General features: G+C 71.7%; 20 protein-coding genes. All 20 read left to right on the top strand.

Annotated features, from left to right (window positions below; genetic code table 11):
- The first annotated feature begins 23 nt into the window (after positions 1-23).
- The 20 genes from VE326_07735 to VE326_07640 all read left to right on the top strand — a co-directional run bounded on the left by VE326_07735 (position 24) and on the right by VE326_07640 (position 25580).
- On the top strand, positions 24-668 hold the full coding sequence (locus tag VE326_07735; GenBank protein ID HYJ33094.1) for a site-2 protease family protein: 645 nt from the start codon (positions 24-26) through the stop codon (positions 666-668).
- Positions 665-1660, top strand: coding sequence for a tryptophan--tRNA ligase (gene trpS / locus VE326_07730; protein HYJ33093.1), 996 nt, complete (start codon positions 665-667; stop codon positions 1658-1660). Before VE326_07735 ends, trpS begins: the two co-directional genes overlap by 4 nt.
- Entirely contained in the window at positions 1657-2541 is an 885-nt protein-coding gene (locus VE326_07725; GenBank protein ID HYJ33092.1) for a segregation/condensation protein A, read from the top strand. The genes trpS and VE326_07725 overlap by 4 nt, the downstream gene beginning before the upstream one ends.
- A complete protein-coding gene (gene scpB, locus VE326_07720) occupies positions 2538-3209 on the top strand; it encodes an SMC-Scp complex subunit ScpB (protein ID HYJ33091.1) in 672 nt (223 codons plus the stop codon). The genes VE326_07725 and scpB overlap by 4 nt, the downstream gene beginning before the upstream one ends.
- Positions 3199-3933: a pseudouridine synthase gene (locus VE326_07715; protein ID HYJ33090.1), complete on the top strand. Its 735-nt coding sequence runs from the start codon at positions 3199-3201 to the stop codon at positions 3931-3933. Before scpB ends, VE326_07715 begins: the two co-directional genes overlap by 11 nt.
- Positions 3926-4999, top strand: a complete 1074-nt coding sequence (locus tag VE326_07710) for a chorismate mutase (protein ID HYJ33089.1) — start codon at positions 3926-3928, stop codon at positions 4997-4999. Before VE326_07715 ends, VE326_07710 begins: the two co-directional genes overlap by 8 nt.
- 38 nt (positions 5000-5037) lie before the next feature.
- Positions 5038-6138 (top strand): histidinol-phosphate transaminase, encoded by a 1101-nt coding sequence (gene hisC / locus VE326_07705; GenBank protein HYJ33088.1) that lies wholly within the window; start codon positions 5038-5040, stop codon positions 6136-6138.
- On the top strand, positions 6135-7013 hold the full coding sequence (locus VE326_07700; GenBank protein HYJ33087.1) for a prephenate dehydrogenase: 879 nt from the start codon (positions 6135-6137) through the stop codon (positions 7011-7013). Before hisC ends, VE326_07700 begins: the two co-directional genes overlap by 4 nt.
- On the top strand, positions 7010-8287 hold the full coding sequence (aroA, locus tag VE326_07695) for a 3-phosphoshikimate 1-carboxyvinyltransferase (GenBank protein HYJ33086.1): 1278 nt from the start codon (positions 7010-7012) through the stop codon (positions 8285-8287). The genes VE326_07700 and aroA overlap by 4 nt, the downstream gene beginning before the upstream one ends.
- Positions 8284-9549, top strand: a complete 1266-nt coding sequence (gene cmk / locus VE326_07690; GenBank protein HYJ33085.1) for a (d)CMP kinase — start codon at positions 8284-8286, stop codon at positions 9547-9549. Before aroA ends, cmk begins: the two co-directional genes overlap by 4 nt.
- Positions 9550-9566: 17 nt before the next feature.
- A complete protein-coding gene (gene ispH / locus VE326_07685) occupies positions 9567-10427 on the top strand; it encodes a 4-hydroxy-3-methylbut-2-enyl diphosphate reductase (GenBank protein ID HYJ33084.1) in 861 nt (286 codons plus the stop codon).
- A 66-nt stretch (positions 10428-10493) separates the two neighbouring features.
- Entirely contained in the window at positions 10494-12359 is a 1866-nt protein-coding gene (locus tag VE326_07680) for a 30S ribosomal protein S1 (GenBank protein HYJ33083.1), read from the top strand.
- A gap of 5 nt (positions 12360-12364) precedes the next feature.
- A complete protein-coding gene (mtaB, locus tag VE326_07675; protein HYJ33082.1) occupies positions 12365-13747 on the top strand; it encodes a tRNA (N(6)-L-threonylcarbamoyladenosine(37)-C(2))-methylthiotransferase MtaB in 1383 nt (460 codons plus the stop codon).
- Positions 13748-13828: 81 nt separating this feature from the next.
- Positions 13829-14155 carry a LapA family protein gene (locus VE326_07670; protein ID HYJ33081.1) on the top strand — a complete coding sequence of 109 codons (327 nt, stop codon included), beginning with the start codon at positions 13829-13831 and terminating at the stop codon, positions 14153-14155.
- 25 nt (positions 14156-14180) lie between these two features.
- Positions 14181-15320: a tetratricopeptide repeat protein gene (locus VE326_07665; protein HYJ33080.1), complete on the top strand. Its 1140-nt coding sequence runs from the start codon at positions 14181-14183 to the stop codon at positions 15318-15320.
- Positions 15317-16381 (top strand): SPOR domain-containing protein, encoded by a 1065-nt coding sequence (locus tag VE326_07660; protein HYJ33079.1) that lies wholly within the window; start codon positions 15317-15319, stop codon positions 16379-16381. Before VE326_07665 ends, VE326_07660 begins: the two co-directional genes overlap by 4 nt.
- A 1-nt stretch (position 16382) precedes the next feature.
- The gene (gene mutS / locus VE326_07655; GenBank protein HYJ33078.1) at positions 16383-19049 is read left to right on the top strand and encodes a DNA mismatch repair protein MutS; all 2667 of its coding nucleotides are present in this window, start codon (positions 16383-16385) and stop codon (positions 19047-19049) included.
- Between the two features lie 37 nt (positions 19050-19086).
- Positions 19087-20889, top strand: coding sequence for a SpoIVB peptidase S55 domain-containing protein (locus VE326_07650; GenBank protein ID HYJ33077.1), 1803 nt, complete (start codon positions 19087-19089; stop codon positions 20887-20889).
- Positions 20890-20911: 22 nt separating this feature from the next.
- Positions 20912-23113, top strand: coding sequence for a hypothetical protein (locus VE326_07645; GenBank protein HYJ33076.1), 2202 nt, complete (start codon positions 20912-20914; stop codon positions 23111-23113).
- A 160-nt stretch (positions 23114-23273) separates the two neighbouring features.
- Complete coding sequence (locus tag VE326_07640) at positions 23274-25580, top strand: GAF domain-containing protein (protein ID HYJ33075.1); 2307 nt, start codon at positions 23274-23276, stop codon at positions 25578-25580.
- Positions 25581-25604: the final 24 nt, after the last annotated feature.

The following is a 25604-nucleotide window of genomic DNA, read 5'->3' as shown; positions in this document are numbered from 1 at the left end:
GGCGCAGGGGCAGGGAGGACCGGGTGGACGGCGTCGCGGGGATGCTGCTGCTCATTCCGCCCATTCTCTTCGCGCTCACCGTCCATGAATTCAGCCACGCCTACGTTGCGTCGCGGATGGGCGATCCCACCGCGAGGCTGCTCGGCCGGCTCACGCTGAACCCGCTCGCGCACCTCGATCCGATCGGCACCATCCTGCTCCTCATCGCCGGCTTCGGATGGGCCAAGCCGGTTCCGGTGGACGCCCGCTACCTGGCGCACCCCCGGCGCGACATGATGTGGATCGCCCTCGCGGGCCCCGCGTCGAACGTCGTTCTCGCCGCCCTCTTCGGAACGCTCTTGCGCGCGGTGGACGGAAACGCGTATCTCTCCCAGACCATCATGGGCGCGGCCCTCGTGGACATGGTCCGGTACAGCGTCTATCTCAACCTCATGCTGGCGGTCTTCAACTTGATCCCGATCTTTCCCCTGGACGGCTCGCGCATCCTGACCGGGCTCCTGCCCGCGCGCGCGGCCGAGCGCTACCGCGCGCTCGAGCCGATCGGCCCCATGCTGCTCCTCGGGCTGATCCTGATCGGCAACCTGACGCGCATTTCGATCATCGGCATGCTGATCCTGCCGGTGGTCGCGGTCCTGACCCGCCTCTTCACCGGAGGGCTCGTCGGATGAGCGCCGCGCCGAAGCGCCCGCGCATCCTGAGCGGCATGCGGCCGACCGGGAGGCTGCACCTGGGGAACTACCTCGGCGCGCTCCAGAACTGGGTGGCGCTCCAGGACTCCAGCGAGAACTTCCACATGGTTGCCGACTGGCACGCGCTCACCACCGACTACGAGCACACCGACCAGATCCTTCCGAACACGCTGGAGATGGTGGCCGACTGGCTGGCCGCGGGAATCGATCCCGAGACGAGCCCGGTGTTCGTGCAGTCGCGGGTGAAGGAGCACGCGGAGCTGCACCTCTTGTTCTCGATGCTGGTCACGACCAGCCGCCTGGAACGGAACCCCACGGTGAAGGACCAGGCGCGCGACCTGGAGCTGGAGGACCGGATCTCCTACGGGCACCTGGGCTATCCGGTGCTGCAGGCGGCGGACATCCTGCTCTACAAGGCGAACCTGGTTCCGGTCGGCGAGGACCAGGTGCCCCACGTCGAGGTGACGCGGGAGATCGCGAGGAAGTTCAACTCCCTCTACGGCGAGGTGTTTCCGGTGCCCGAGCCCAAGCTGACCCGCTTCGCGCGCGTGCCGGGGCTGGACGGGCGGCGGATGAGCAAGTCGCTCGGCAATACGATCCTCCTCTCCGACACGCCCGAGGAGATCGCGTCCAAGGTGAAGACCGCCTACACCGATCCGAAGAAGATCCGGCTGACCGATCCGGGAAACCCGGACGGATGCGTCGTCTTCGCGTATCATCGCGCCTTCAACGCGGCGAACGCTCCCGGGATCGACCTGGCGTGCCGGGAGGGGCGCCTGGGATGCGTGGCCGACAAGCGGGACCTCTCCTCCATCCTCGCCGAGCAGCTCGCCCCGATCCGCGAGCGCCGGAGAGAGCTGGAGGCCCACCCCGAGCGGGTGGTCGAGGCGCTGCGCCACGGCGAGGCGAGGGCGCGCGCGGTGGCCCAGGAAACGATGCGCGAGGTGCGCGAGGCGATGAAGATCGGATGACCGAAGAGCGCGGGGACGTGACGACGACGCAGCCGGCGACCGAGAGCCAGCCGGCGACCGAGACGGGCATCCGCGTGCACGTTCCCGCGTTCGAGGGTCCGCTCGACCTCCTGCTCCATCTCATCCAGCAGAACGAGATCGAGATCACCGACATCCCGATCGCGAAGATCACGCGCCAGTACTTGGAGACGCTGGAGCTGATGCGCGAGCTGGACCTGGAGGTCGCCGGGGAGTTCCTGGTCATGGCGGCGACCCTCATGCGCATCAAGGCGCGCATGCTCCTGCCGCCGCCGATCACCGCCGAGGAAGAGGAAGAGGATCCGCGCGAAGGGCTGGTGCGCCAGCTCCTCGAGTACCGCCGCTTCAAGGACGCCTCGAAGGAGCTGGAGCGCCTGGAGGGAGACCGCCGCCTGCGCTTCGACCGCGGCGCCCCGGCGCAGCTCGAGGACCCGGAGGCGAGCGAGCTCCTGCCGGTCAGCCTCTTCCGCCTTCTCGACGCGCTGAAGGGGGTGCTCTCGCGCCAGGCGCCGGTGCCGGTCCACACGATCGTCGCCGAGCCGATCCGCCTGGAAGAGGCGATCGCGCTCCTCGCGAACAATCTTCGCGAGCGCCCGCGCATGCTGTTCGAGGAGCTGCTCGAGCCGTTCGTGAGCCGGATCGAGAAGATCACGGCGTTCCTCGGGCTTCTCGAGATGCTGAAAGCGGGGAACGTGCACGTCGCCCAGGAAGAGCTGTTCGGTCCGATCTGGGTCGAGTGGCGCGGCGAGGCGCCTCCGGAGGACGCGATGGACGAGTCCGCGCCCGGCGAGGGCGCCGGCCAGCCGGCCGAGGACCCGGCGTCCGAGTTACCGATGACCGATGACGGGGAGGGAGCGCGATGACCACCACGAAGCAAATTCTGGAGTCCCTCCTCTTTGCGAGCGACGCGCCGGTGGGGCTCTCGACCCTCGTCGAGGTTCTCGACGGTCCCGATGCCGCCACGGTCGCCGAGGCGCTCGAGCAGATGGCGCGCGACTACGAGCAGAGCGAGCGGGGCGTGACCCTGGCCGAGATCGCGGGCGGCTACCAGCTTCTGTCGAAGAAGGAATGCGCGCCGTGGATCGAGCGGATGCTCCGCTCGCGGCGCAAGGTGCGGCTCTCGCGAGCGGGGCTGGAGACGCTCGCCATCGTCGCCTACAAGCAGCCCGTGACCAAGGTGGAGATCGATTCCATCCGCGGCGTGGATTCCAGCGGCTCGCTCCACACGCTGCTCGAGCGCGGCCTGGTCGCCATCAAGGGGCGCTCCAAGGGCGTCGGCCGGCCGCTCGTCTACGCGACCTCGACGGAGTTCCTCTCCTACATCGGGATCAACGACCTCTCCGATCTGCCGGAGCTCAAGGAACTGGGCCCCGTGCTGGAGGAGCGCGAGCGGCTGGAGATGGAGCCGGAGGCGACGGCGGACGCCGCCGCGGAGGACGCTTCCGCGGGCCCGCCCGAAGCCGAGCCCGCCTCGGCCGCGGCCGAGGGCGCCGACCAGGAAGCGGAGCCCGCGCCCGAGGGTGCGGCTTAACCTCTTTCTCGCGCGCGCCGGCGGCGGATCGCGGCGCGAGGCCGACCAGTGGATCCGCGAGGGGCGCGTCACCGTGAACGGCCTCCCGCCTCACGGCATGGGCGCGCCGGTGACCCCGGGGCGCGACCAGGTCGCTCTCGACGGCGCGCTCCTCCGCCTTCCCGCCTCCGAGCGCTACGCCGCCTACCACAAGCCGCCCGGCCTTCTCGTCAGCCGCCGCTCCCAGGGGGGAAAGCCGACCATCTTCGATCGCCTCGGCGCGGAGGCTCGCGGGATGATGCCGGTGGGACGGCTCGACTACGACTCGGAGGGGCTCCTCCTCCTGACCACCGACGGCGCGCTCGCCGAGGCGCTCCTGCATCCGCGAAGCGCCCTCATCCGGAGCTACCGGGTCTGGGTGCGCCCCGTGCCCGATCCCGCGATCGTGCGCCTCCTGCGCGAAGGCGCCGTCGTCGAGGGGGTGCCGGTGCGTCCCGCGGCGGTCCTCCTCGAGGGAGCCGAGCGCGGCCGCGGCATCGTCCGCTTCGATCTCGCCGAGGGGAAGAAGCGCGAGGTGCGCGTGCTCGCCAAGCGGGCGGGGCTGGAGGTGGAGCGGCTCCTCCGGACCCGCTTCGGCCCGATCCGGCTGGGCGTGCAGCGCCGGGGCTCGCTCCGGCCGCTCACGGGACGCGAGATCGAAGCCCTGCGGCGCGCGGCGCTCGGCAGGGAGACGCGCGATGGGTGATCCCGAGCGGGACGAGATCCGCCGCGCGATCGACCGTTTGGATCGCGACCTCCTTCGCCTCCTCGAGGATCGGGCCGAGCTGGCGCGCCGGATCGGGGCGCTGAAGCAGGCCTCGGGGGAAGCGACGCTCGATGCGGCGCGCGAGCGCGATCTCCTCGAGCGGATCGAGCGCGAGGCCAAGGGCGCCTTTCCGCGCTCGGGGGTGCGCGCCATCTTCCGCGAGATCGTCTCCGCGTCGCGCGCGGCGCAGGGAGCCTTTCGCGTCGCCTATCTCGGCGCCGAGGGGGGATTCGCGCATCAGGCCGCCGTGCGCCGCTTCGGCGCCTCCTCGACCTACGCGGCCACCGCCTCGCCCCAGCACCTGCTCGAAGCGATCGGCTCCGAGCGGGCGGAGCACGGCGTCTTCGCGCTCGAGGGAGACGCCGAGGACCCGCCGTTCGACGCCTACGATCTCCTTCTCGGCGCCGAGGCGGCGATCACGGCGGAGTTCGTGGAGCGCGGCGGCTACGAGGCGCTGGGCCGGGCGCGGACGCCGAAGCGCCTGATCGCGCATCCGGCCGCGCTCGCCCTCTGCCAGCGGTGGCGCGTCGCGCTCGGTCCGGGCGTCGAGGTGGTCGCCGCGGCGGGAAGCCTGGAGGCGGGACGGCGCGCGGCGGACGATCCCGACGCCTGCTGCCTCGCGCCGGCGATCGTGGCCGATCTCGCGGGACTGCCCGAGGTCGAGCCCGAAGCCGAGGACGCGCCGCGCCGCACGCGGCGCTTCCTGGTGCTCGGCCGCGCGTCCGGCCCCGCGAGCGGGCGCGACAAGACGGCGCTCCTCCTCGCCCTCGACAACGCCCCGGGCGCGCTCCTCGAAGCGCTCCGCGCGCTCGCCGACCACGGCGTGAATCTCCTCTGGATCGAATCGCGGACGCATCGCTGGAGGCCCGGAGAGCACCTCTTCCTGCTCGAGGTCGCCGGCCATCAGGATGCCGATCCGCTCCGCCCGGCGCTCGCGGAAATGCGCGCGCGAACGCGCCTGTTCCGCGTGCTCGGAAGTTTCCCCGCGGCCGAATCGGGGTGGTAGACTGCGCCTCGGATCACGACCGGAAGGAGTGCTTCGCCATGACGCTCAAAGCGATGGATCCAATCCGTCCTGAGATTCGAAGCCTCACGCCCTACGTGCCCGGAAAACCCGTCGAAGAGCTGGAGCGCGAGCTCGGCATCACGGGCGCCGTCAAGCTCGCCTCGAACGAAAATCCGCTCGGCCCCTCGCCGCTGGCCGTGGCCGCCATCGCCGCCGCGGCGCACGGGGTGAACCGCTATCCCGACGGCTCGTCGTTCTACCTCCGCGAAGCGCTGAGCGCGCATTGGAACGTGTCGCCCGAGTGGATCGCGGTCGGCTCGGGGTCGAACGACCTGATCGACGTCCTCTGCCGCATCTATCTCGGCGCGGGGGACGAGGCGATCATGTCGCACCCGGCGTTCGTCATGTTCGCCGTCGCGGTGAAGGTGGCGGGCGGGACGCTGAAGCGCGTGCCCGGACGGGACCTGTTCCACGATCCCGACGCCATGCTGGCCGCCATCACCAGCCGCACCAAGCTGGTCTACTTCTCGAACCCCGACAATCCCACCGGAACGATCGTCCGGCGGCGCGCCATGGACGACTACTTCCGGCGCGTCCCCGACCACGTGCTCACGATCGTGGACGAGGCCTACTTCGAGTACGTCACCGATCCCGAATACCCCAACGCGCTCGACTACCTGCGCCAGGGGAAACGGGTCGCCGTGCTCCGCACCTTCTCGAAGATCTACGCGCTGGCCGGGCTCCGCGTCGGCTACGGCTTCTTCCCGGAAGATCTCGCGGCCGTGGTTCATCGCGTCCGGCTGCCGTTCAACGTCACCACGGTGGGGCAGGCGGCCGCGCGCGCCAGCCTGGCCGATCCGGAGCAGGTGCTCCGCAGCCGCCACGTGAACGCCGAGGGGATCTCCTTCCTCGAGCGCGCGCTCCCGGAGCGGGGGATCCGCGTGACCCCCTCCTGGGCGAACTTCGTGCTCGCGAAGTTCCCCGGCTCGGCGGTGGAAGCCACCCGCACGCTGGAGCGTCTGGGCGTGATCATCCGACCGATGACCTCCTTCGGGCTCCCGGCCGAGTACGCGCGGATCAGCGTCGGCACCCGGCTCGAGAACGACCGGCTGATCGAGGCGCTCGCCAAAGCGACGTGACGGAGCGCCCGACCCCGGACGCCCCGCCCCGGCGGGTCGCGATCCTCGGACTCGGCCTGATGGGCGGCTCGCTGGGGCTGGCACTCCGCGCGGCCGATCCCGGAGCGCGCGTCCTCGGCTTCGACGAAGACGACGCCGCGGCGCGCCGCGCGCTGGAGCGCGGCGCCATGACGGAGCGGCTGCGCGATCCCGGCGCCGTTCCCGCCGAGACCGAGGTCGTGGCGCTCGCCATGCCTCCGGGCGCCGCGGCCGGCTGGGTCCGCGGTCTCGGCGACGCCGTTCCCCCCGGAGCCATCGTGATGGATCTCTCGAGCATCATGCTGCCCGCCCTCGCGGCGTCCCTGGAGACGCCGTCCCTCGCCGACCGGTTCGTGCCGGCGCATCCGCTCGCCGGCTCGGAGTCCTCGGGGATCGAGTCCGCCCGCGCCGATCTCTATCGCGGCGCCGCCGTGCTGATCGGGCTTCCGCTGGAGGCGGGTAGGCCCGGGGGACGGGCGGCGGCGCTCTGGCGCGCGCTGGGCGCGCGCCCCGCCTCGATCGCGCCGGCGCTGCACGACGCGCTGGTCGCGCTCACGAGCCATCTGCCGTACGTCGCTTCGGTCGCGCTCGTGCGCACGCTGCGCCGTACGGGGTCGATGACGCGCGCGCTGGCCGAGACGGCGGGGCCCGGGCTGCGCGACACCACGCGCGTGGCGGGCTCGCCGCCGGCGCTCTGGGCGGAGATCCTCGAGCGGAACGGACCGAAGCTCCTTCCCGCGCTCGAGCTGCTCGAACGCGAGGTGCGCGCCCTGCGCCACGCCATCCAGGAAGGGGGGCCCGCGCTCCGCGCGTGCCTGGAAGAGGCCCGGTCGTTCCGGGAGGAGATCGTGCGATGAGCCGCGCCGCCACGCGTCCCGGAAAGCCGCTCCGCGGCGAGACCACGGTCCCGGGGGACAAGTCGGTCACGCAGCGCGCGGTGCTCCTAGGCGCGCTCGCGCCGGGAACGACGCGGATCCGCGGGGGAAACCCCGGCGCCGACGCGCGCGCCGCGCTGGGCCTCGCGCGGGCGCTGGGCGCGCGCGTCCGGACCTCCCGCGCCGAGTGGATCCTCGAGGGGGGAACGCTCGCCGAGAGCGACACGGTGCTCGACGCGAAGAACTCGGGGACCGCGCTCCGCCTGGCGACCGGCCTTCTCGCCGCGCAGCCGTTCCTTTCCGTGCTCACGGGCGACGCCTCGCTGCGCCGCCGGCCGGTGGACCGCGTCATCGCGCCGCTCCGCCTGCTCGGCGCCGACGTGCACGCGCGCTCGCGCGACCGCCTGCCCCCCGTCGTCGTCCGCGGAACCGCGCTCCACGGCGCGCACGTGGACACCAAGGTGGCGAGCGCCCAGGTGAAGAGCGCGCTCCTCTTCGCCGCGATCCAGGCGTCGGGAGCGACGATCGTGGAGGAGCCGGTCGCGACGCGCGACCACACCGAGCGGATGCTCCCGCTCTTCGGCGCGCGCGTCGTCCGCGAGGGGCGCGCCGCTCGCGTGACCGGTCCGGCCGCGCTCCACGGCGCCGAGATCGAAGTGCCGGGGGACCTCTCGGCGGCCGCCTTCCTCGTGGCCGCGGCCGCCCTCGTCCCGCGATCGGAGATCACGATCCGCGGCGTCGGCGCCAATCCGACCCGGACCGCGTTCCTCGATCTCCTCGCGCGGATGGGCGCCGTCATCGAGCGGCAGGAGCCGAGGGCCGCGGGCGAAGAGCCGGTGGCCGACCTCCACGTGAAGGCGGGCGGGCTCCGTCCCGTTACGGTCGGGGAGGACGAGGCGCCGCGCCTCATCGACGAGCTGCCGATGGTCGCGGTGCTCGCCGCGTTCGCGAAAGGGCGGAGCGAGATCCGCGGCGCTCGCGAGCTGCGCGTGAAGGAGTCGGACCGGATCGCAACCGTGGCCGTCGCACTCCGCGCGGCCGGAGGCGTCGTGGACGAGCTGGAGGACGGCTGGATCATCGAGGGGAAAGGCTCGCTGCGCGGCGGCCGCGTGGACGCGGCGGGGGACCACCGCGTCGCGATGGCCTTCCTCGTGGCCGGCCTCGCCGCGAAGGAAGGCGTCACGGTGGAAGGCGCCGACGCGGCCGCGATCTCGGACCCCGATTTTCTCGACAGGCTCCGGAGCCTTCGCCGTTGAAGGCTTTCGTGGTCGCCATCGACGGTCCCGCCGGCGCCGGGAAGAGCGCGACCGCGCGCGCCGTGGCGCGGACCCTCGCGCTGCCGCACGTGGACTCGGGGGCGATGTACCGCGCGGCCGCCTGGGTCGCGCTGCAGGCGGGCGCCGACCTCGACTCCGAAGCGGAGATGCTCCGCGCGCTGGAGGGGGTCCGCTTCGAGCCGACGCCCGAGGGCCTCCGCTGCGGCGGACGGCTCCTCGACGGCGAGATCCGCACTGCCGAAGCCGGAGACGCCGCCTCCCGCGTCGCCGTCCATCCCGGGCTCCGCCGCCGGCTGGTGGCCATCCAGCGCTCGTTCGCGCGCCCCCCGGGCGTGGTCATGGAAGGGCGCGACATCGGCACCGTCGTCTTCCCGAGAGCCGACCTCAAGATCTTCCTCGAAGCCTCGGCGGCGGTGCGGGCCCTGCGCCGCTTTCGGGAGCTGGAGGCCCGGGGCGAGCGTCCCGATCTGGCCGCGATCGAGGCGATGATCCGGGAGCGGGACGGCCGCGACCAGGGGAGAGCGGAGAGCCCGCTCCAGCCGGCGGAAGACGCCATCCGGCTCGACACATCAGACCTCGGGCTGGCCGAACAGGTCGAGGTGGTGACCCGCTGGGCCGAGCTGGCCCGCCGGGGACCCGGTCCGACGAGGCCCTTCTACTGGTTCGGAAGCCGATTCGTGAAGCGGTTTTCGCGGACTTTCCTCAAGTTCCGCATCGAAGGGCTCGATCATGTGCCGCGGAGCGGGCCCCTGATCGCCGCCTGCAACCACATCAGCTTCTGGGATCCGCCCCTGGTGGGGTCCAATTTCCCCCGGGTCCTGCACTTCGTGGCGAAGGCGGAACTCTTCCAAAATAAGGTGTTTGGGGCGATGCTCCGGGGGTATAATTCGATCCCCATTCAGCGAGGCACCCGGGCGAGGTCGGGTTTGCTCGGCGCCGAGGAAGTGCTGAACGGGGGAGGTGCGGTTCTGATTTTCCCGGAGGGGACCCGCAACAAGAGCGGTGCCCTTCTGGCGCCTCGGGCCGGTATCGGCCGTCTCGCGGTCGTGACCCGGTCGCCGGTGCTCCCCATCCGGATCTCCGGGTCCAACCAGATTCGGCGCTCCCTGCGTCGCCAGACGCTCGTCCGGATCGTCATCGGCACGCCGATGACGCCGCCGATCCGCGTCGAGGCGGACCGGGAGTCCATGAACACATTCGCGGCGGCCGTCATGGAAGCGATCGCCGCGCTGCCGGGTTGAGCCCGGCGGGGGACTGCATGGAAGTCGTCGTCGCGGACAACGCCGGGTTCTGCTTCGGGGTGAAGCGCGCCATCAAGATGGCGACCGACACCCTCGACCAGGCGCAGGGTCCCGTGAAGTCGCTCGGCCAGCTCATTCACAATCCGCAGGTGGTGAATCTCTTCCACCGGCGCGGACTGGAAGTGGTGAGCGATCTGACCGAGCTGGCTCCGGACGGCACCGTGGTGATCCGCTCCCACGGCGTCGGGCCCGAGGTGCACGAGCAGGCGGCGACGAGGGGGCTCAACGTGGTGGACACGACCTGCCCCTTCGTCACCAAGGCGCAGCAGTACGCGGCGAAGCTGATCGCCGACAACTACAAGGTCGTCATGATCGGCGACGCGCATCACCCGGAAGTGATCGGCGTGGTGGCGCACACGCAGGGCAAGGCGATCGTCATCGACACCGTCGAAGAGGCGGAGAAGCTGAAGTTCATCCCGCGCATGGGCGTCGTGTTCCAGACGACCCATTCGATCGGCCACGTGCAGGAGGTGGTCGGCGCGTTGCTGAAGCGCGGGAAGGAAGTGCGGGTGTTCAACACCCTGTGCGGCGCGACGACGTCGATGCAGAAGACGGCCGTCGAGCTCGCGCCCTCGGTGGACGCGATGGTGATCATCGGCGGCCGTCAGAGCGCGAACACGGCGCAGCTGGCCGAGGTCTGCCGCAAGGTGAATCCGCGGGTGCACCAGGTCGAGTCGGCCGAAGAGATCGACCCGTCCTGGTTCACCGGCGTCCGCCGGGTCGGCGTCTCGGCGGGGGCGTCCACGCCCGACGAAGTGATCGCCGAAGTGGTCGCACGCCTCACCGATCTGGAGCCGGGCCAGGCCCGCTCCGCGTAGCGCGACGAACGGCAGCACCGGCCCTTCGAGGCCGAAATTCATAGAAACAGGGGGTAACGTAACGGAATGGTTCGACGTCACGAAGAAGAGCTGGAAGTGAAGGACGATGGCGCGGATGAGGCGGAGGCCGAAGCCAAGCCGCGGAAGCGGCGCACGACCACCAGGCTGATCCATCAGGACGACGACGAGGAGCTGTTCACCTCGCCGGGCGCCGCGGGAGCGGTCGAGGTCGACGGCGAGGACGAAGCGGGCGCCATGGGGCAATGGCTCCAGCTCTACGAGGAGTCGCTTCAGGACCTCGAAGAGGGGGAGATCGTCCGCGGGCGGGTGCTCAAGATCGACGACAAGGAAGTCACCGTCGACGTGGGCTTCAAGTCCGAGGGGGTCATCCCGGTCGAGGAGTTCCCCGACCTCGAAGGCGTGAAGGTCGGCGACGAGATCGAGGTCTTCCTCGAGAAGACCGAGAACCAGGACGGCCTGGTCGTCCTCTCCAAGCAGCGCGCCGATTTCGTCAAGGTCTGGGACCGCGTCAAGGCGGCCGCCGACCAGGGCGAGCTGGTCGAGGGGCGGCTCATGCGGAAGATCAAGGGCGGCGTGGTCGTCGACCTCTATGGGGTCGAGGCCTTCCTCCCGGGCTCGCAGATCGCGCTGCGCCAGGTGCAGAACGTCGACTCGCTGCTCGGCCAGTCGATGGAATTCAAGATCATCAAGCTGAACAAGCGGCGCCGGAACATCGTGGTCTCGCGGCGCGCGGTGCTCGAGGAGCACCGGGCGAAGCAGAAGAGCGAGATCATCCAGGAGCTGGCCAAGGACCAGATCCGCGAGGGCCAGGTCAAGAACATCACCGACTTCGGCGCGTTCGTGGACCTGGGCGGCATCGACGGCCTGCTCCACATCACCGACATGTCCTGGGGCCGCGTCAGCCATCCCTCCGAGCTGGTCTCGATCGGCGACAAGGTGAAGGTGAAGGTCCTCTCCTTCGATCCCGAGAAGGAGCGCATCTCCCTCGGCATGAAGCAGCTCACGGCGTATCCGTGGGAGGACGTGGACAAGCGCTACAACGTCAGCCAGCGCGTGAAGGGGAAAGTAGTCTCGATCACCGATTACGGCGCCTTCGTGGAGCTGGAGAAGGGGATCGAGGGGCTCATCCACATCTCCGAGATGTCCTGGACTCGCCACGTGCGTCACCCGAGCAAGGTCGTCGCGATCGGGGACGAGGTCGAGGCGATGATCCTGAAGATCGACAAGGACAACGAGAAGATCTCGCTCGGTCTGAAGCAGATCGAGCCCGATCCGTGGCTCACGCTGGACGAACGCTTCCCGATCGGCACCCGGCTCTCGGGGAAGGTCCGCAACCTGACCAACTTCGGGGCCTTCGTGGAGATCGAGGAGGGGATCGACGGACTGGTCCACATCAGCGACATGTCGTGGACCCGCCGGGTCGCCCACCCCAGCGAGATCTTGAAGAAGGGCGACAAGGTGGACGTGGTGGTGCTCTCCATCGACAAGGACGCGCGCCGGATCAGCCTCGGGCTGAAGCAGGTGAGCGACGATCCCTGGCCCACGCTGGCCGAGCGCTACCTCCCCGACATCATCGTGAAGGGGACGGTGGTCCGGCTTCTGGACCGCGGCGTCATCGTGGACCTCGAAGACGGTCTCGAAGGGTTCATCCCGCTCTCGCAGCTGGGCGTGGACGGACTGAAGAAGCCGTCGGACAGCTTCAAGCCGGGTGACACGCTGGACCTCAAGGTCACGCGCGTCGACACGCAGGCACACCGCATCATCCTGAGCGCCAAGGCCTGGGTCGCCGATCAGGACCGGGCGGGCCAGGAGTCGTTCCAGGAGCGGTTCAAGCCCTCGCCCTCGGCAGCCGAGGAGCCGGGGGAGCCGGCGCCGGTCGCTGAAGGAAGCGACGACACGACGGTCGCGTAGCGTTCATGCCGTATTTCCAACGACCCGGGGCGACCGCGAAGGCGCCCCGGGTTTTCTATTTCACGCTGGGCTGCCGCCTGAACCAGCACGACACCGCGGCCATGCGCGCCTCACTCGGAGACGCCGGATGGGCCGAGGCGCGCGAGGGGGAAGCGGCGGACGTGGTGGTGGTGAACACCTGCACCGTGACCGCGCGCGCCGACCAGGAGGCGCGTCAGGCGATCCGGCGCCTTGCGCGCGAGCACCCCGGGGCCCGCGTCGTCGTGACGGGGTGCTACGCGCAGCGCGCGCCCCGCGAAGTGGCCGCGATCCCGGGCGTGTCGGACGTGCTCGGCACGGCGGAGCGCGACACGATCGCCGAGCGGCTCGGCGCGCCGCGCGCGGGCGCGCCTGCTGATCCGAACGCGCCGGCGGCGCCGCCCCGCGGGCCGGTGATCGCCGCGGCGCCGGCGCGCGCGAAGCGGCCGGCCGCTTCGGCTGCCGTCCCGGCCCCCGTCCCGATCGCATTCGGACGGACGCGCGCGCTGCTCAAGGTGCAGGACGGCTGCGACGCCTTCTGCTCCTACTGCGTGGTTCCGTACGTGCGCGGGAGGAGCCGGAGCCTGCCTCTCGCCGAGGCGACGGACCGGGCGCGGCGTCTTCTCGAGTCGGGATTTCACGAGATCGTCCTCACGGGAGCCGATCTGGGCGCCTACGGGCGCGATCTGGGCCGCCGCGGGCTCCTCGCCGCCCTGATCGAAGCGATCCTCGACCTCGGCGCCTCGCACCGGGTGCGGATCTCCTCCATCGAGCCGAACAAGGTGGACCCGTCGCTGCTCGCGCTGGCGGAATCGGAGCCGCGCCTCTGCCGCCATTTCCACCTGCCGCTCCAGAGCGGCTCGCCCGCGGTGCTCGGCGCGATGCGCCGCCCCTACGATCCCTCGGCGTACGCCAGGCTGGTGGAGCGGCTCGCCGGCGGCGGCCCCGCGGCGATCGGGGCCGACGTGATCGTGGGACATCCCGGAGAAGGGGAGGCGGAGTTCGAGGAGACGTACCGTTTCGTCGAGGCGCTCCCGGTCACGCACCTGCACGTCTTCCGCTACTCGCCGCGTCCCGGCACGCGGGCGGCGCTCCACAACGACGCGGCGCCCCTCGCGGTGGCGCGCGAGCGGTCGGAGCGGCTCCGGGTTCTGGCCGACGCCAAGCGCGACGCCTTTCATCGAAGCCTCATCGGCTCGCTTCGCCCCGCCATCGTCGAGGGGGCGCGCCCGTCGGTCGAGCCCTGCGTCGCGATGACCGACGTCTACGCGCCGGTCCGGCTCGAGCAGCGGCCTCCGGCGGGAGGCATCGTTCCCGTGCGCGTGGACGCGCTTCGAGACGGGGCGCTCCTGGGTTCCGCCCCCGGTTGACCCGGGCGCGGTACACCTCTATTCTGGCGCGGATCGGTGCGGCGTTCGCCCGCGCCCATCTCCCCCCAAGGAGGCCGTGCCATGTGGTTTCTCCGGAACGTCCTTTGGCTCGCCGTCATGATCCTCGTCGTGGGCTTCGCGATCCTGAACATGCGCGAGAGCGTGACGGCGATCAACCTGCCCGGGCACGTCTACCGCTCCATTCCGGTCAATGTCGCGGTGTTCGCCGCGTTCGCCACGGGAATGTTCCTCGCGTTCCTGCTGGTGCTCTTTCAGGTGTTGAAGGCCCGCTCCGAGGTCGCGGCGATCGAGCGGCAGAAGCAGGAGCTGGAACGGGAGCTGGCGGAGCTCCGTAACCTTCCGCTCGAGGGGCTGGCGCTCGGGTCCAAGGCCGGCGGGGGACGCTGATGACGGAGGGGGGCGGGGGGCGCTGATGGCGCCGCTGTTCACCTGGGTGGCGGTGGTGGGGGCGCTGGCGGCGGTGGGGTATGCGGCGTGGCTCTTCTCGCGCGACGCGAACACCGGCCCGCCCCGTCCGGAGACGCCCTACCAGCGCGGCGTGCACGCGCTGCTCGCGGGGGACAAGGACGCCGCGCTCGAGGCCTTCGCCGATACCGTCCAGGAAGACAGCGGGAACATCGACGCCTACATCCATCTCGGCAATCTCCTTCGCGAGCGCGGCGAGGCCGCGCGCGCCCTCGATCTGCACCGGAAGCTCACCGCGCGCGCGGCGCGCACCCCCTCCCAGGACAAGGCGATTCGCGAGGCCCTGGTGCTCGACTGGATCGCCGTGGGACGGCCCCAGGAGGCGATCGCGGAGGCCTCGGCGCTGCGCGAGCGGGAACGGAAGAACGGCAGCGGCCTCCCGCTCCTGCTCCAGGCCTACGAGGCGGGCGGCGAATGGGACCATGCCTACGACGTGCGGGTCGAGATGGCGAAAGCGCGCGGCGAGAAGGAGACCGCGGCGCTCGCCCGTTACCGGGCCGCGATCGGCGAGGTCTATCTCCGGAACGAGCAGCTGGAGGAGGCGGCGCGGCACTTCAAGGCGGCGCTCAAGATGGAGCGCGATCTCCCCGTGGCGCTGCTCCGGATGGGGGACATCTACTATGAGACGAACCATCCCGACCGGGCCATGGCGCTCTGGGAGGGACTCGCGGCCGCGCACCCCGAGCACTCGCACCTGGTGCTCGAGCGGCTCGAGGTCTCCTATTTCGAGCGGGGCCGCTTCGGCGACCTGGCGCCCCTCTACGAGCAGATGCTGCAGAAGAACCCGCGCGACGCGCGGATCCTGCTCGCGCTGGCGCGCATGCACATGAAGCGCGGCGATCTCTCCGAGGCGACGCACGCGGCGCGCGAGGCCCTGACCGTGGATCCCCATTCGCTCGAGGCGCGGCTGCTCGTGATCGAGATCCACCGCCGCCTGGGCGATCCCGCGCGGGCGTTGAACGAGGTGGACTCGCTGCTGCGCGAGCTGGGCGGCTCGGCGCCGCTCACCTGCCCCAAGTGCGGGGAGCGCGCCGAGGAATACTGGTCGCGCTGCCCCTCCTGTCTCGCCTGGATGGAGCGCGCGTGAGGCTCGGCCGCTTCCGCGCCGCCGCGCTCGCGCTGCTCGTCGCCGGCGCGGCCACGCTGGTCGCGGCGGCGCCCCGGAAGGAGGCGAAGAAGCCCTCCGCGCCGGAAGCGAACGCGGCGCTCCTCGCCTCGGCGCGCGAGGCCTTCGACCGGGGCCGCCCCGAGGAGGCGCGCGCCATCCTGATCCGGATTCCCGAGAACGGCCTGGCGCCCGACAAGGCCGACGCCGCGGCGTACCTGCGCGCGCTCCTGCTCGAGGACGGCAACGCCTACGACCAGGCGCTCTCGGAGTACCTGACCCGCTACCCGAAGGGCGCCTTCCGGCGCGAGGCGACGCTGGCCCAGGCCCGTCTCCGCTACGTGAGCGGCGACTACGCGCAGGCGGAGAACCTGCTCGCCATCTTCACCCCCGGCGTGGAGCGGAGCGCGACGGGACGGCAGGCCCTCGTGACGCGCGGGCTGGCGCAGCTCGGCCGCGGGGACGCCGCGGGAGCGCTCCAGTTCCTGGCCTCCGCCGAGTCCGATCTCCGGGGCTCGCCCGAGGAGGAGTCCTACGACTACGCCACGGCCCAGGCCGCGCTGCGCGCCAGCAAGCCCTCGGCGGCGATGGCCGCGCTCCGGACGCTTCTCGAGCGCCATCCCCAGGGGGAGTACGCGCCGCAGGCGCTCTACGCCATGGGCATCGCGCTCGAAGCGGTGGGGCGTCCGGCCGACGCGGCGAGCGTGTTCCGCCAGGTGGCGCAGCGCTTCCCGCTCTCCTACGAGGCGGCGCGGGTCCGCGACCGCGGCATCCGCCCCGGCGACACGGTGACGCCCCTCCTGCCGATCGGCGGCGGATACGCCATCCAGATCGGCGCGTTCACGAAGAAGGGGCTGGCCGACGCGCTGGCGGGCGAGCTGCGCCAGGCGGGGAACGACGACGTGTCGGTACGACAGGGGACCGAGACGCCGCCCCTCTTCCGCGTGCGCGCGGGCTCCTTCGCCACGCGCGACGAGGCGCGCGCGCTGGGCGAGCGGCTCCGGCGCGAGCGAGGGCTTTCCTACCAGGTCGTGCCCCACTAGCGTGGAGACCACCCCGGTCCGCACGGAAGCGAACGGCGCGGCGGAGAGCGTCGCCGCCCGCGGGGAGACGACCCCGATGCTCGAGCAGTACCGGAGGCTCAAGGCGGAGCATCCGGGGAGCATCCTCCTCTTCCGCATGGGCGACTTCTACGAGACCTTCGGCGAGGACGCGCTCGTCGCCTCGCGCGTGCTCGGCATCGCGCTGACTTCCCGCGACAAGAAGCGCGACCCGCTTCCGCTCGCGGGCGTGCCGCACCATTCGGTCGAGGGGTACCTCAAGAAGCTGGTCGAGCACGGCTACTCGGTCGCGATCGCCGAGCAGATGGAGAGCGCCGAGGAGGCGAAGGGGCTGGTCGACCGCCAGGTGGTGGAGGTGCTCACGCCGGGCACGGTCACGCGGCTCGGGCTTCTGGAGGCGACCGAGAGCCACTACATCGTGGCGCTCGCCCCCGGCGAGGCGCGCATCGGGGTCGCCGTGGCCGAGGTCTCGACGGGGGAATTTCGCGCGGGGACGGTGGACGCCGAGGGACTCGCCGCGCTCCCGCTCGCGTTTCCCGCGCGCGAGGTGCTGCTGCCGCTATCCGGTCGCGGCGGGCGCGACCCGGCGTGCGGCGACGGCGAGGGCTCGCCCTACGGCAAGGTGCCGATCACGCGCCGCGAGCCGGCGCGGTTCGATCCCGAGGCGGGACGCCAGGCGCTGCTCCGGCACTTCTCGGTGGCCCGCCTCGACGCGTTCGGGCTGGACGCGGGACGCGAGGGGCTGGGCGCGGCCGGCGCGCTGCTCGACTACCTGCGCTCGCTCGCGAAATCGGACCTGCCGCAGATCCGGGAGATCCGCCCGCTCCGCGAGGGAGAGCCGCTCGTCGTCGACGAGGTGACGCTTCGGAATCTCGAGGTCTTCGAGTCGCCGGCGGGGAAGGAGCACGCGCTGCTCCACCTGCTCGACCGCACCGAGACCTCGATGGGAGCGCGGGCGCTCCGGGCGCTCCTCAGGAAGCCGGCGCGCGAGCGCGCGGTGGTCACGTCGCGCCTCGACCGCACGGCCTGCTTCGCCGAGTCGGCGCCGCTCCGGGCCGAGCTGGCCGAGCGGCTCCACCGCTTCCCCGATCTCGAGCGCACGCTCGGACTCCTGGGCTCCGGACGCGCGGCGCCCCGCGACCTGGGCGCCGTGCGCGACGCGCTCCGGCGCCTGCCCGCCGTGCGCCTTACGCTGGAGGCGCGGACGGGGGCGGCGATCGGCGCCTGGCGCGAGGCGCTTCCCGACCTCTCGGGGCTCGCGGCGCTGCTCGAGGAAGCGCTGATGGAGGAGCTCCCGCTCACCGCGACCCAGGGGGGGATCATCCGTCCGGGGTTCGATCCCGACCTGGACGCCATGCGGAGCGACGCGGGCGACGGCCGCGAGCAGGTGCTCGCGCTCGAGGCGCGGGAGCGCGCGCGGTCGGGGATCTCCAATCTCAAGGTGGGCTACAACCGTGTCTTCGGCTACTACATCGAGATCACCCGCTCGCAGCTCGCCCGCGCGCCCGAGGACTACATTCGAAAGCAGACGCTGGCCGGCGCCGAGCGCTACGTCACGCCCGAGCTGAAGCGGATGGAGGAGCGGATCGAGGCGGCCAACGTGGAGAGCCGCCGCTCCGAGGCGGCGCACTTCCACCGCCTGCGCGAGCGGTGCCTGGAGTCGATCGGCGCCCTGCACGACGCCGCGCGCGTGGTGGCCGAGCTCGACCTGTACCGCGCGCTCGGCGAGACCGCCGCACGCGAGCGCTGGACGCGCCCGGTCCTGACCGAGAGCCGGAAGCTCGTGCTGAAGCAGTCGCGGCATCCGATGGTGGAGCGCGCGCTGGACGGCGGCGCCTTCGTTCCGAACGACTGCGCGCTCGACGGGGAGCGGGAGCAGATCTGGCTGATCACCGGCCCCAACATGGGGGGCAAGTCCACCTTCCTGCGCCAGGTGGGGCTCGCGGTCTATCTCGCGCAGGTCGGCTCCTACGTCCCGGCGGCGTCGGCCGAGATCGGGCTCGCCGACCGGATCTTCACGCGCGTCGGCGCCTCGGACCAGATCGCGCGCGGCGCCTCGACCTTCTTCGTCGAGATGGAGGAGACCGCGGCCATCCTGCGCCAGGCCACCGACCAGAGCCTGGTGCTCCTGGACGAGGTGGGGCGGGGGACCAGCACCTACGACGGGCTCTCCCTCGCGTGGGCGGTGACCGAGGCCCTGCACGAGGGCCCGCGCGCGCGCCCGCGAACCCTCTTCGCCACCCACTACCACGAGCTGACCGATCTCGAGGCGACTCTGCCGCGCCTCAAGAACCGGAACGTGCGGGTCTCGGAGACCGGGGGGAGGATCGTTTTCCTGCACGTGATCGCGCCGGGGCGCGCCGACCGCTCCTACGGGATCCACGTCGCCCAGCTCGCCGGCGTGCCGGGGGAGGTGCTCGCCCGCGCCGAGGAGATCCTGGCGCGCCTGGAGCGGGAGCACGCCGCCGGCCAGAACGGCGCGCGGGGGGACGCGGGGGGCGGCCCGGGGCGGGGCGTGGGGGCGGACGAGCGGGCGGCGCTCCTCGTCGAGCTGGCCGACGCCCCGGTGGAGCGGCTCACGCCGCTGGATGCGCTCCAGCGCCTGGCCTCGCTGCGTGACCGGGCGCGGGGATCGGGCGGGACTCGTTGACGGAACCTTCCTCCAGTCCGTATTGTTCCCACTACTAATGACCATTCGTCGCGCGCTCGGGCGCGTCCTACCGGCTCTCCTCCTCGCCTCCGGAATCGCTGGGGTCCTCGCGGGGGGAACGCTGCCCGGCGCCGCCTGGGCGGCCCCGCCGCCGCTCATCCCGCCCTCGGCCAGGCTCCCCGTCTCCGAGATCCGCGAGGGGATGGTCGGCACCGGCTACAGCGTCTTCTCCGGCACCCAGATCGACACCTTCTCGGTCACCATCGTGGGGGTGCTGAAGAGCTATCGCCCCGGCTTCGACCTCATCATGGCGAAAGCGTCGGGCCCGGTCGTGGACCGGACCGGCGTCATCGCGGGGATGAGCGGAAGCCCGGTCTACGTCGGGGGAAAGCTGATCGGCGCGGTCTCCTACACCTGGGCCTTCCTGAAGGAGCCGATGGCGGGGATCACGCCGATCGACCAGATGCTGAGCCTCCTCCCGGCCCCCGGCGCCCGGCCGTCGAACCCCGAGGACGCCTTCGGATCCCTCGGGGCGCCCAAGGAGCCGTCGGGCGACGTCGGCGGCGCGAGGCCGATCGCCACGCCGCTCGCGCTCGCCGGCTTCACCAGCGAAGCGATCCGCTACCTCCAGCCCTGGCTCTCCGAGCGCGGCTTCGTCGCAAGCCCCGGCGGGGCCAACGCCCCCGGGGGCTCCTGCGACTCGCTCCGCCCCGGCTCGGCCGTGGGGGTTCAGCTGGTGCGGGGCGACTGGTCGGCGGCGGCGATCGGCACCGTCACCTACCGCGACGGCGACCGCGTGCTCGCCTTCGGGCATCCCTTCCTCGCGATGGGCTGGATGGAGCTGCCGATGACGGCGGCCAGGATCCACACGATCATGTCCAGCCAGGAGATCTCGAACAAGATCGGCTCGCCCACGGTGACCTGCGGCACCATCTTCGCCGACCGGAGCACGGGGATCGCGGGGACCCTGGGCCCGTCGCCGTCGATGATTCCGGTCTCCGTCGCGATCACCGGGACCGGCGGGCGTTCCCGCTCCTACCGCATGGAGGTGGCGCGGAGCCGCTATCTCACGCCCGCGCTCGTAAGCGCGACCGTCGTGAACTCGATCTCCGAAGCGCTCTACGACGCCGGCGTGGCCACGCTGCGGTACGACTTCGCGCTCTACATGAACGGCGGCGCGCGCACGATCCACAAGGAAGACACCTTCATCAGCACGGCACCCGTCTCGGGGGTGGGAGAGACCGTGGGGCAGTCGCTCACGCTTCTCCTCGGAGACCGGTTCCGCCCCTCGCGGCTCGACTCGGCGCGCGTCAGCGTGCGCGTGGAGGAGGGGATCGACGAGGCTGCGCTGCTCGGGATCCGCGTCGCGCCCGCCGCCGTCATCGCGGGCGATTCGCTCGACGTGGACCTCACGCTCCGCCGCTCGAACCGCCTGGTCGAGACCCGCCGCGTGCGGGTCCGCGTCCCGCCCTCGACGCCGGCGGGCGATCTCACGGTGCGCGTCTGCGACGCGACCGAGACCGAGAAGTGGGAGATGCAGCGGGCGCCGGAGCGATATCAGCCCGAGACGTTCGACCAGCTCGCCGATCTGATCGAATCGGACCGTCCGTCCGACCGGATCTACGTGCAGCTCTATCGCGCCGCGGGCGGCGCCGTCGTGGGCGGCCGTGAGATGTCCCAGGCGCCCGGCTCCGTGCTCAACGTGCTCGGCTCATCGCCCAAGTCGGGCGAGTCGGCCGCCACCAAGGGCGCGACCGTGTCCGAGGCCGCGATCCCGCTGGGGCACGTCGTGCGCGGATGCGAGAGCGCCACCGTCACCGTCATTCCCGGAAACCGATGATCGCGCCTCGAGACGCCTCCCGATGACGCCGCGCCCGTCCCGCCGCGAAAGGAGAGCCATTCTGACGCCCCTTCGACCCTCCGCGCTCGTCGCGGCATGGAGTGCCGCGGTCCTTCTTCTCGCCTGCCACGCCCCCGGCGCGCTCGCCGTGAGCACCTCCTTCTGGCGGCTGGACAGCGCCGGAGACTTCCTCCAGGGAGAGCAGGTCGTGGGCGTCTCGATCGAGAGCGACGGCTACTTGAGCCTCGGACCGGGATGGGATTCGGTCGTGACGCGCCTTCCCGACGTGGCCTACATCTGGAGCCTCGCGCGCGACGCGAAGGGACGGGTCTATTTCGGCACGGGCGACAACGGCGCCATCTACCGCTGGACGCGCGGCGAGGGAGCGAAGCTTCTCTGGAGGACGGGCGCCAGCGAGATCACCGCGATGGCCGTGGACGCCAGGGACGACGTGTACGCCGCGTCGGCGCCCGGGGGCGAGATCTTCCGGATCACGGCGCGCGGCGACACGACGCGCTACTTCAAGACGGGCGAGGAATCGATCTGGTCGCTCCTGGTCGGCAAGGACGGCGCCCTCTACGCCGGCACCGGCCCCCGCGGGAAGATCTTCCAGGTGACGGGGCCGGGAAAGGGCTCCGTCTACGCGGAGACCAAGGACGTGAACGTGCTCGCCCTCGCCTGGGCCAAGGACGGCGCGCTCCTCGCGGGCACAGGGGCGAAGGGGCTCCTCGTGAAGGTCGAGGGCGCCGGGCGCCAGCGCGTGATCTACGACGCCGACGCCGACGAGATCCGGGCCATCGCGGTGCTTCCCGACGGCTCCGTCGCGGTCGGCGCGAGCAAGGGGCAGGCGTCCTCGCGCTCGGCGGGGGGAGGCGGCGCCAGTCCCTACGCCGTCGACGTCACGCCCACGAGCGGCGGGCGGAGCGGCGTTTACCTGGTGCAGCCCGACGGGAGCGCGCGGCTGCTCTACGCGCCCACGGCCGATTACATCTACTCCATGATTCCCGCCGACGACCAGTCGGTGTGGGTGTCGACGGGCGACCCGGGCGCGCTCTTCCGCGTCTCGACCAATCGCAAGTACGCGCTGCTCGGCGCCCCGGACGAAAAGCAGGTGCTCGCCCTGATCCGCTCCGGCGGCGAGACCTTCGCCGCCACGGGGAACCCGGCCATCCTCTACGCCCTGGGCTCCGGCCCCGCGGCGCAGGGGACCTATCTCTCCGACGCGCACGACCTCCGCTCGGTGGCGTCCTGGGGACGCGCGCTCGTCTCCCTTCGCGACGGCGAGGCGACGTGGTCCTCGCGCAGCGGCCTCAGCCAGACGCCCGACGAGGGCTGGAGCGACTGGAGCCCCGAGACCCCGATCGGTCCCGGAGGGGCCGAGATCAAGAGCCCTCCCGCGCGCTTCCTCCAGTTCCGCCTGCGTCTCAAGAAGACGGGGAGCGATCTTCCGTTCCTCTCGATGGCCGAGGTCTCCTACCGGCAGCGCAACCTGCCGCCGGAGATCGGGAACATCCAGGTGTTCGGACCCGACCAGCCGTTCATGGAGGGGGGCCCGGAGTACCGGCCCCCGCAGATCTCGCAGACCTTCCCGAACGGATTGAAGGTGGAGTACTCGCTGCCGAAGACCGGCCCCCGCGCGGTCTCCGACGCGAGCGCGGCCTGGGCGCGCGGCGTGCGCACCGTGACCTGGGACGCCGCCGATCCCAACGGCGACGACCTCACGTACGACGTGCTGATCCGGAGCGACGACGAGAAGGAGTGGCGGAACCTGGCGACCGACAAGAAGGATCGCATCGTCTCGTGGGACGCCGAGTCCTACGCGAACGGGACCTACCGCATCAAGGTGATCGCCTCGGACAGGGTGGACAACCCGCCGGACGTGGCGCTCTCCTCGGAGCGGACCGGCCCGGCCGTCACGATCGACAACGTCCCGCCGCGCATCGAGGGGATGAAGACCTCCTCGGGCGGCGGGCTCGGCGGCCGCGGCGTCGTGGTGAGCGGCACGGCCGTGGACGCCGACTCGCGGATCGCGGTGATCGAGTATTCGGTCGACGGCGGCGACTGGGTCCAGATCTTTCCGGAGGACGGCCTGTACGACCAGCGCACCGAGAACTTCCGGATCCCCGTCCCGAGCCTTCCCCCCGGGGAACACACCGTCACGGTCCGCGCGTCCGACCAGGACCGCAACGTGGCGATCGCGAAGGTGCTAACCGTAGCGAAGTAGCCCCTCCGGGCCGTCGTGCAAAGCGCACGTCGCCGCGCACGATGCAACCCGCGCTCGCGCTTCCGGCGCGCCCCCGTGCGGTTTCCGGGGTGGTACACTCTTTGCGTTCTCGGCCTCGGACCATTCCGCCTACCAAACGGGGCCGGCACAACCAAATCCAATGAGACTCGCTTTCCTGGACCTGCCCGACGACCGGGTGGACCTCATTTCGACCGCGAGGGGTGCGGACGGGGTGGAGCTGGTCCTCGTCGCGAGCGCCGATCCCGAGGCCCTCTCGCTGCGCATCGCGGAGGTGCTCCAGATCCCGCGCTCCACCGAGCCGCTCGATCTCCTCGCGCTGAAGCCCGATCGCGTGGCCCTGCCGTCCCTGGAGTCCCCGGGCGCTTCCGCGCTCCTGCGCGCCGGGATCTCCCCGAACATCTTCCTGCCGCTGCCCGACCTGCTGGCGATCCTGAACGACGGACCGGCCGAGCGTCCCGCGGATCCGCAGCCCGCGCCGATCGACGAATGGGAGCGCGAATTCGAGGTGGCCGCGGGGGCGGGGAACCGGCTCACGGAGATCCGCGACGCGCTCGCCCTCTCCGACGACCGGCAGCGGCTCTTCCGCGAGGTGCTCGCCCTCTCGATCGCCGAGACGGGCGCCGACGCCGGCTCGCTCATGCTGGTGGACGAGGACGAAGGGGAGCTCCGCATCGCGTTCGCCGACGGGCTCTCGCACGACACGGTGCGGACCGTGCGGCAGAAGATCGGAGAGGGGATCGCCGGAACGGTCGCGCAGAGCGGAAAGCCGCTCATCGTGAACGAGCGGGTGCTGGATCCGCGCTACAAGGACCGGGAGCGTCCGCGCATCGCGTCGGCCATGTCCGCGCCGATCCAGCTGGACGACCGCGTGATCGGCGTCCTCAACGTCTCCAGCAACCGCCAGGGAAAGCGATTCAAGGACGAGGACCTCGACCGGCTGGTCGAGATCGGCGCCCAGATCTCCGCCATCCTCGACCGCGTGGTGCGCCGCTCGCGCAGCGACCTCGAGGCGCTGGAGTTCCGCGCGCGCCAGGGACTGGACCGGGTCTTCAAGGCGGAGAACGGGCCGCGCGCCGAACGGCTCCGCGCGGCCGCCACCCGCCTCGCGATGCGGCTGGGCGCGCAATCGGTCACGGTGTACGCCGCCGAGGCGGGCGCGCGGGAGTTCGCGGTGCTGGCGTCGGGGTCGGGCGCGGGGGAGACGGGCATGCTGCCGGTCCACGCGGCCGGTCTCGTCGGACGCGCCCACCGCGAAGGCGAGAGCGCCTGCCTCACGGGTGAGATCGTCCGCCCGGGCGAAGAGGGGATGACGCGCCCCGCCGTGCTCCTGGTCACGCCGCTCCGGGGCCGGGACGTGCACGGCGTGCTCGCGGCCGAGTTCGCGGGCGCCGGGGATTACGACCCGGAGGCGCTCGCGCACGTGCTCGACCGCGTCGCCGCCTATCTCGTCTCGCTCCTCGAGCATCGGAAGCCCGACGCGGGCGCGGACCGGCGCGGGACGATGGTCTCGCAGCTCGCCGACATCGCGCCGCGTCTCATGGTCACGCGCGAGATGGAGGGGCTGGCGCTGGAGACGATCGCGGCGCTGCGCGCGCTGTTCCCCAGCGGGCTCGCCGTCGCGCGGCTTCTGGACAGGAATGGCGACGTCGTCCTGCGCACCGCCTACGAGGGCGCCGAGGAAGGGCGCGAGCCGGCGCGCGAGCGCGAAGCCGCGCTGGCCGCCAGGTCGATGGCCGATGGGGTGGAGCTTTCGCCGGCATCACCCGTCGACCTCGACTCCCTGGGCGGGATGGGCGCGATGGGCGACGCCGACCAGGGGGACGCGGCGACGGTCCCCGTGCGCACCTCCGACCTCATCGCGGGCTCGCTCGGGATCGTGCTTCCTCCGCACGCGGGCCGGGGCGGCGGCCTGGGCGAGCCCGAGATGGACGCGCTCCGGAAGCTCGCGCTCTACGTCTCGATCGCGTGGGACCACGTGCGCGGACTGGGCGGCCAGGAGCCCGAGTCGCTGGACCGCGTGACCGGCCTTCTCACCGGATCGGGGCTGGAGGCGCGCATTCAGGACGAGGTGAAGCGCGCCGAGCGCTACCACGAGGGGTTCCTGCTCACGCTCTGCGCGATCGCCGAGTTCCCGCTCATCGCCGAGCGGCACGGTCCTGCGTTCGCGGAGCGGCTGCTCAGGGAATTCGGCGCCTCGCTGGGACGGAACGTGCGCGAGGTGGACACGGTGGCCCGCGTCGGCGAGGGGCGCTTCGCGGTGCTCTCGCCCGAGACCGACAAGGATTCCGGCGCGCTCCTGAAGCGGCTGGACCTCCTCCTCCCGCGTCTCGATTGCGTGCGCGAGATGGAGACCCCGAGCGAGATCCGCCTCCTCGGGCGGCAGTACGCCTACCCCGACGAGATCGCCACCGGCGGAGAGTTGATCGCGCTGATCCGCGGCGAATAGCCGCAACACTCCCGCTTGCCGCTC

The sequence above is a fragment of the Candidatus Binatia bacterium genome (genome assembly GCA_035631035.1).
GTDB lineage: Bacteria > Eisenbacteria > RBG-16-71-46 > SZUA-252 > SZUA-252 > DASQJL01.
The sequence above is the reverse complement of the archived record's forward strand: the minus strand, read 5'-3'. Positions and strand labels throughout refer to the sequence as shown.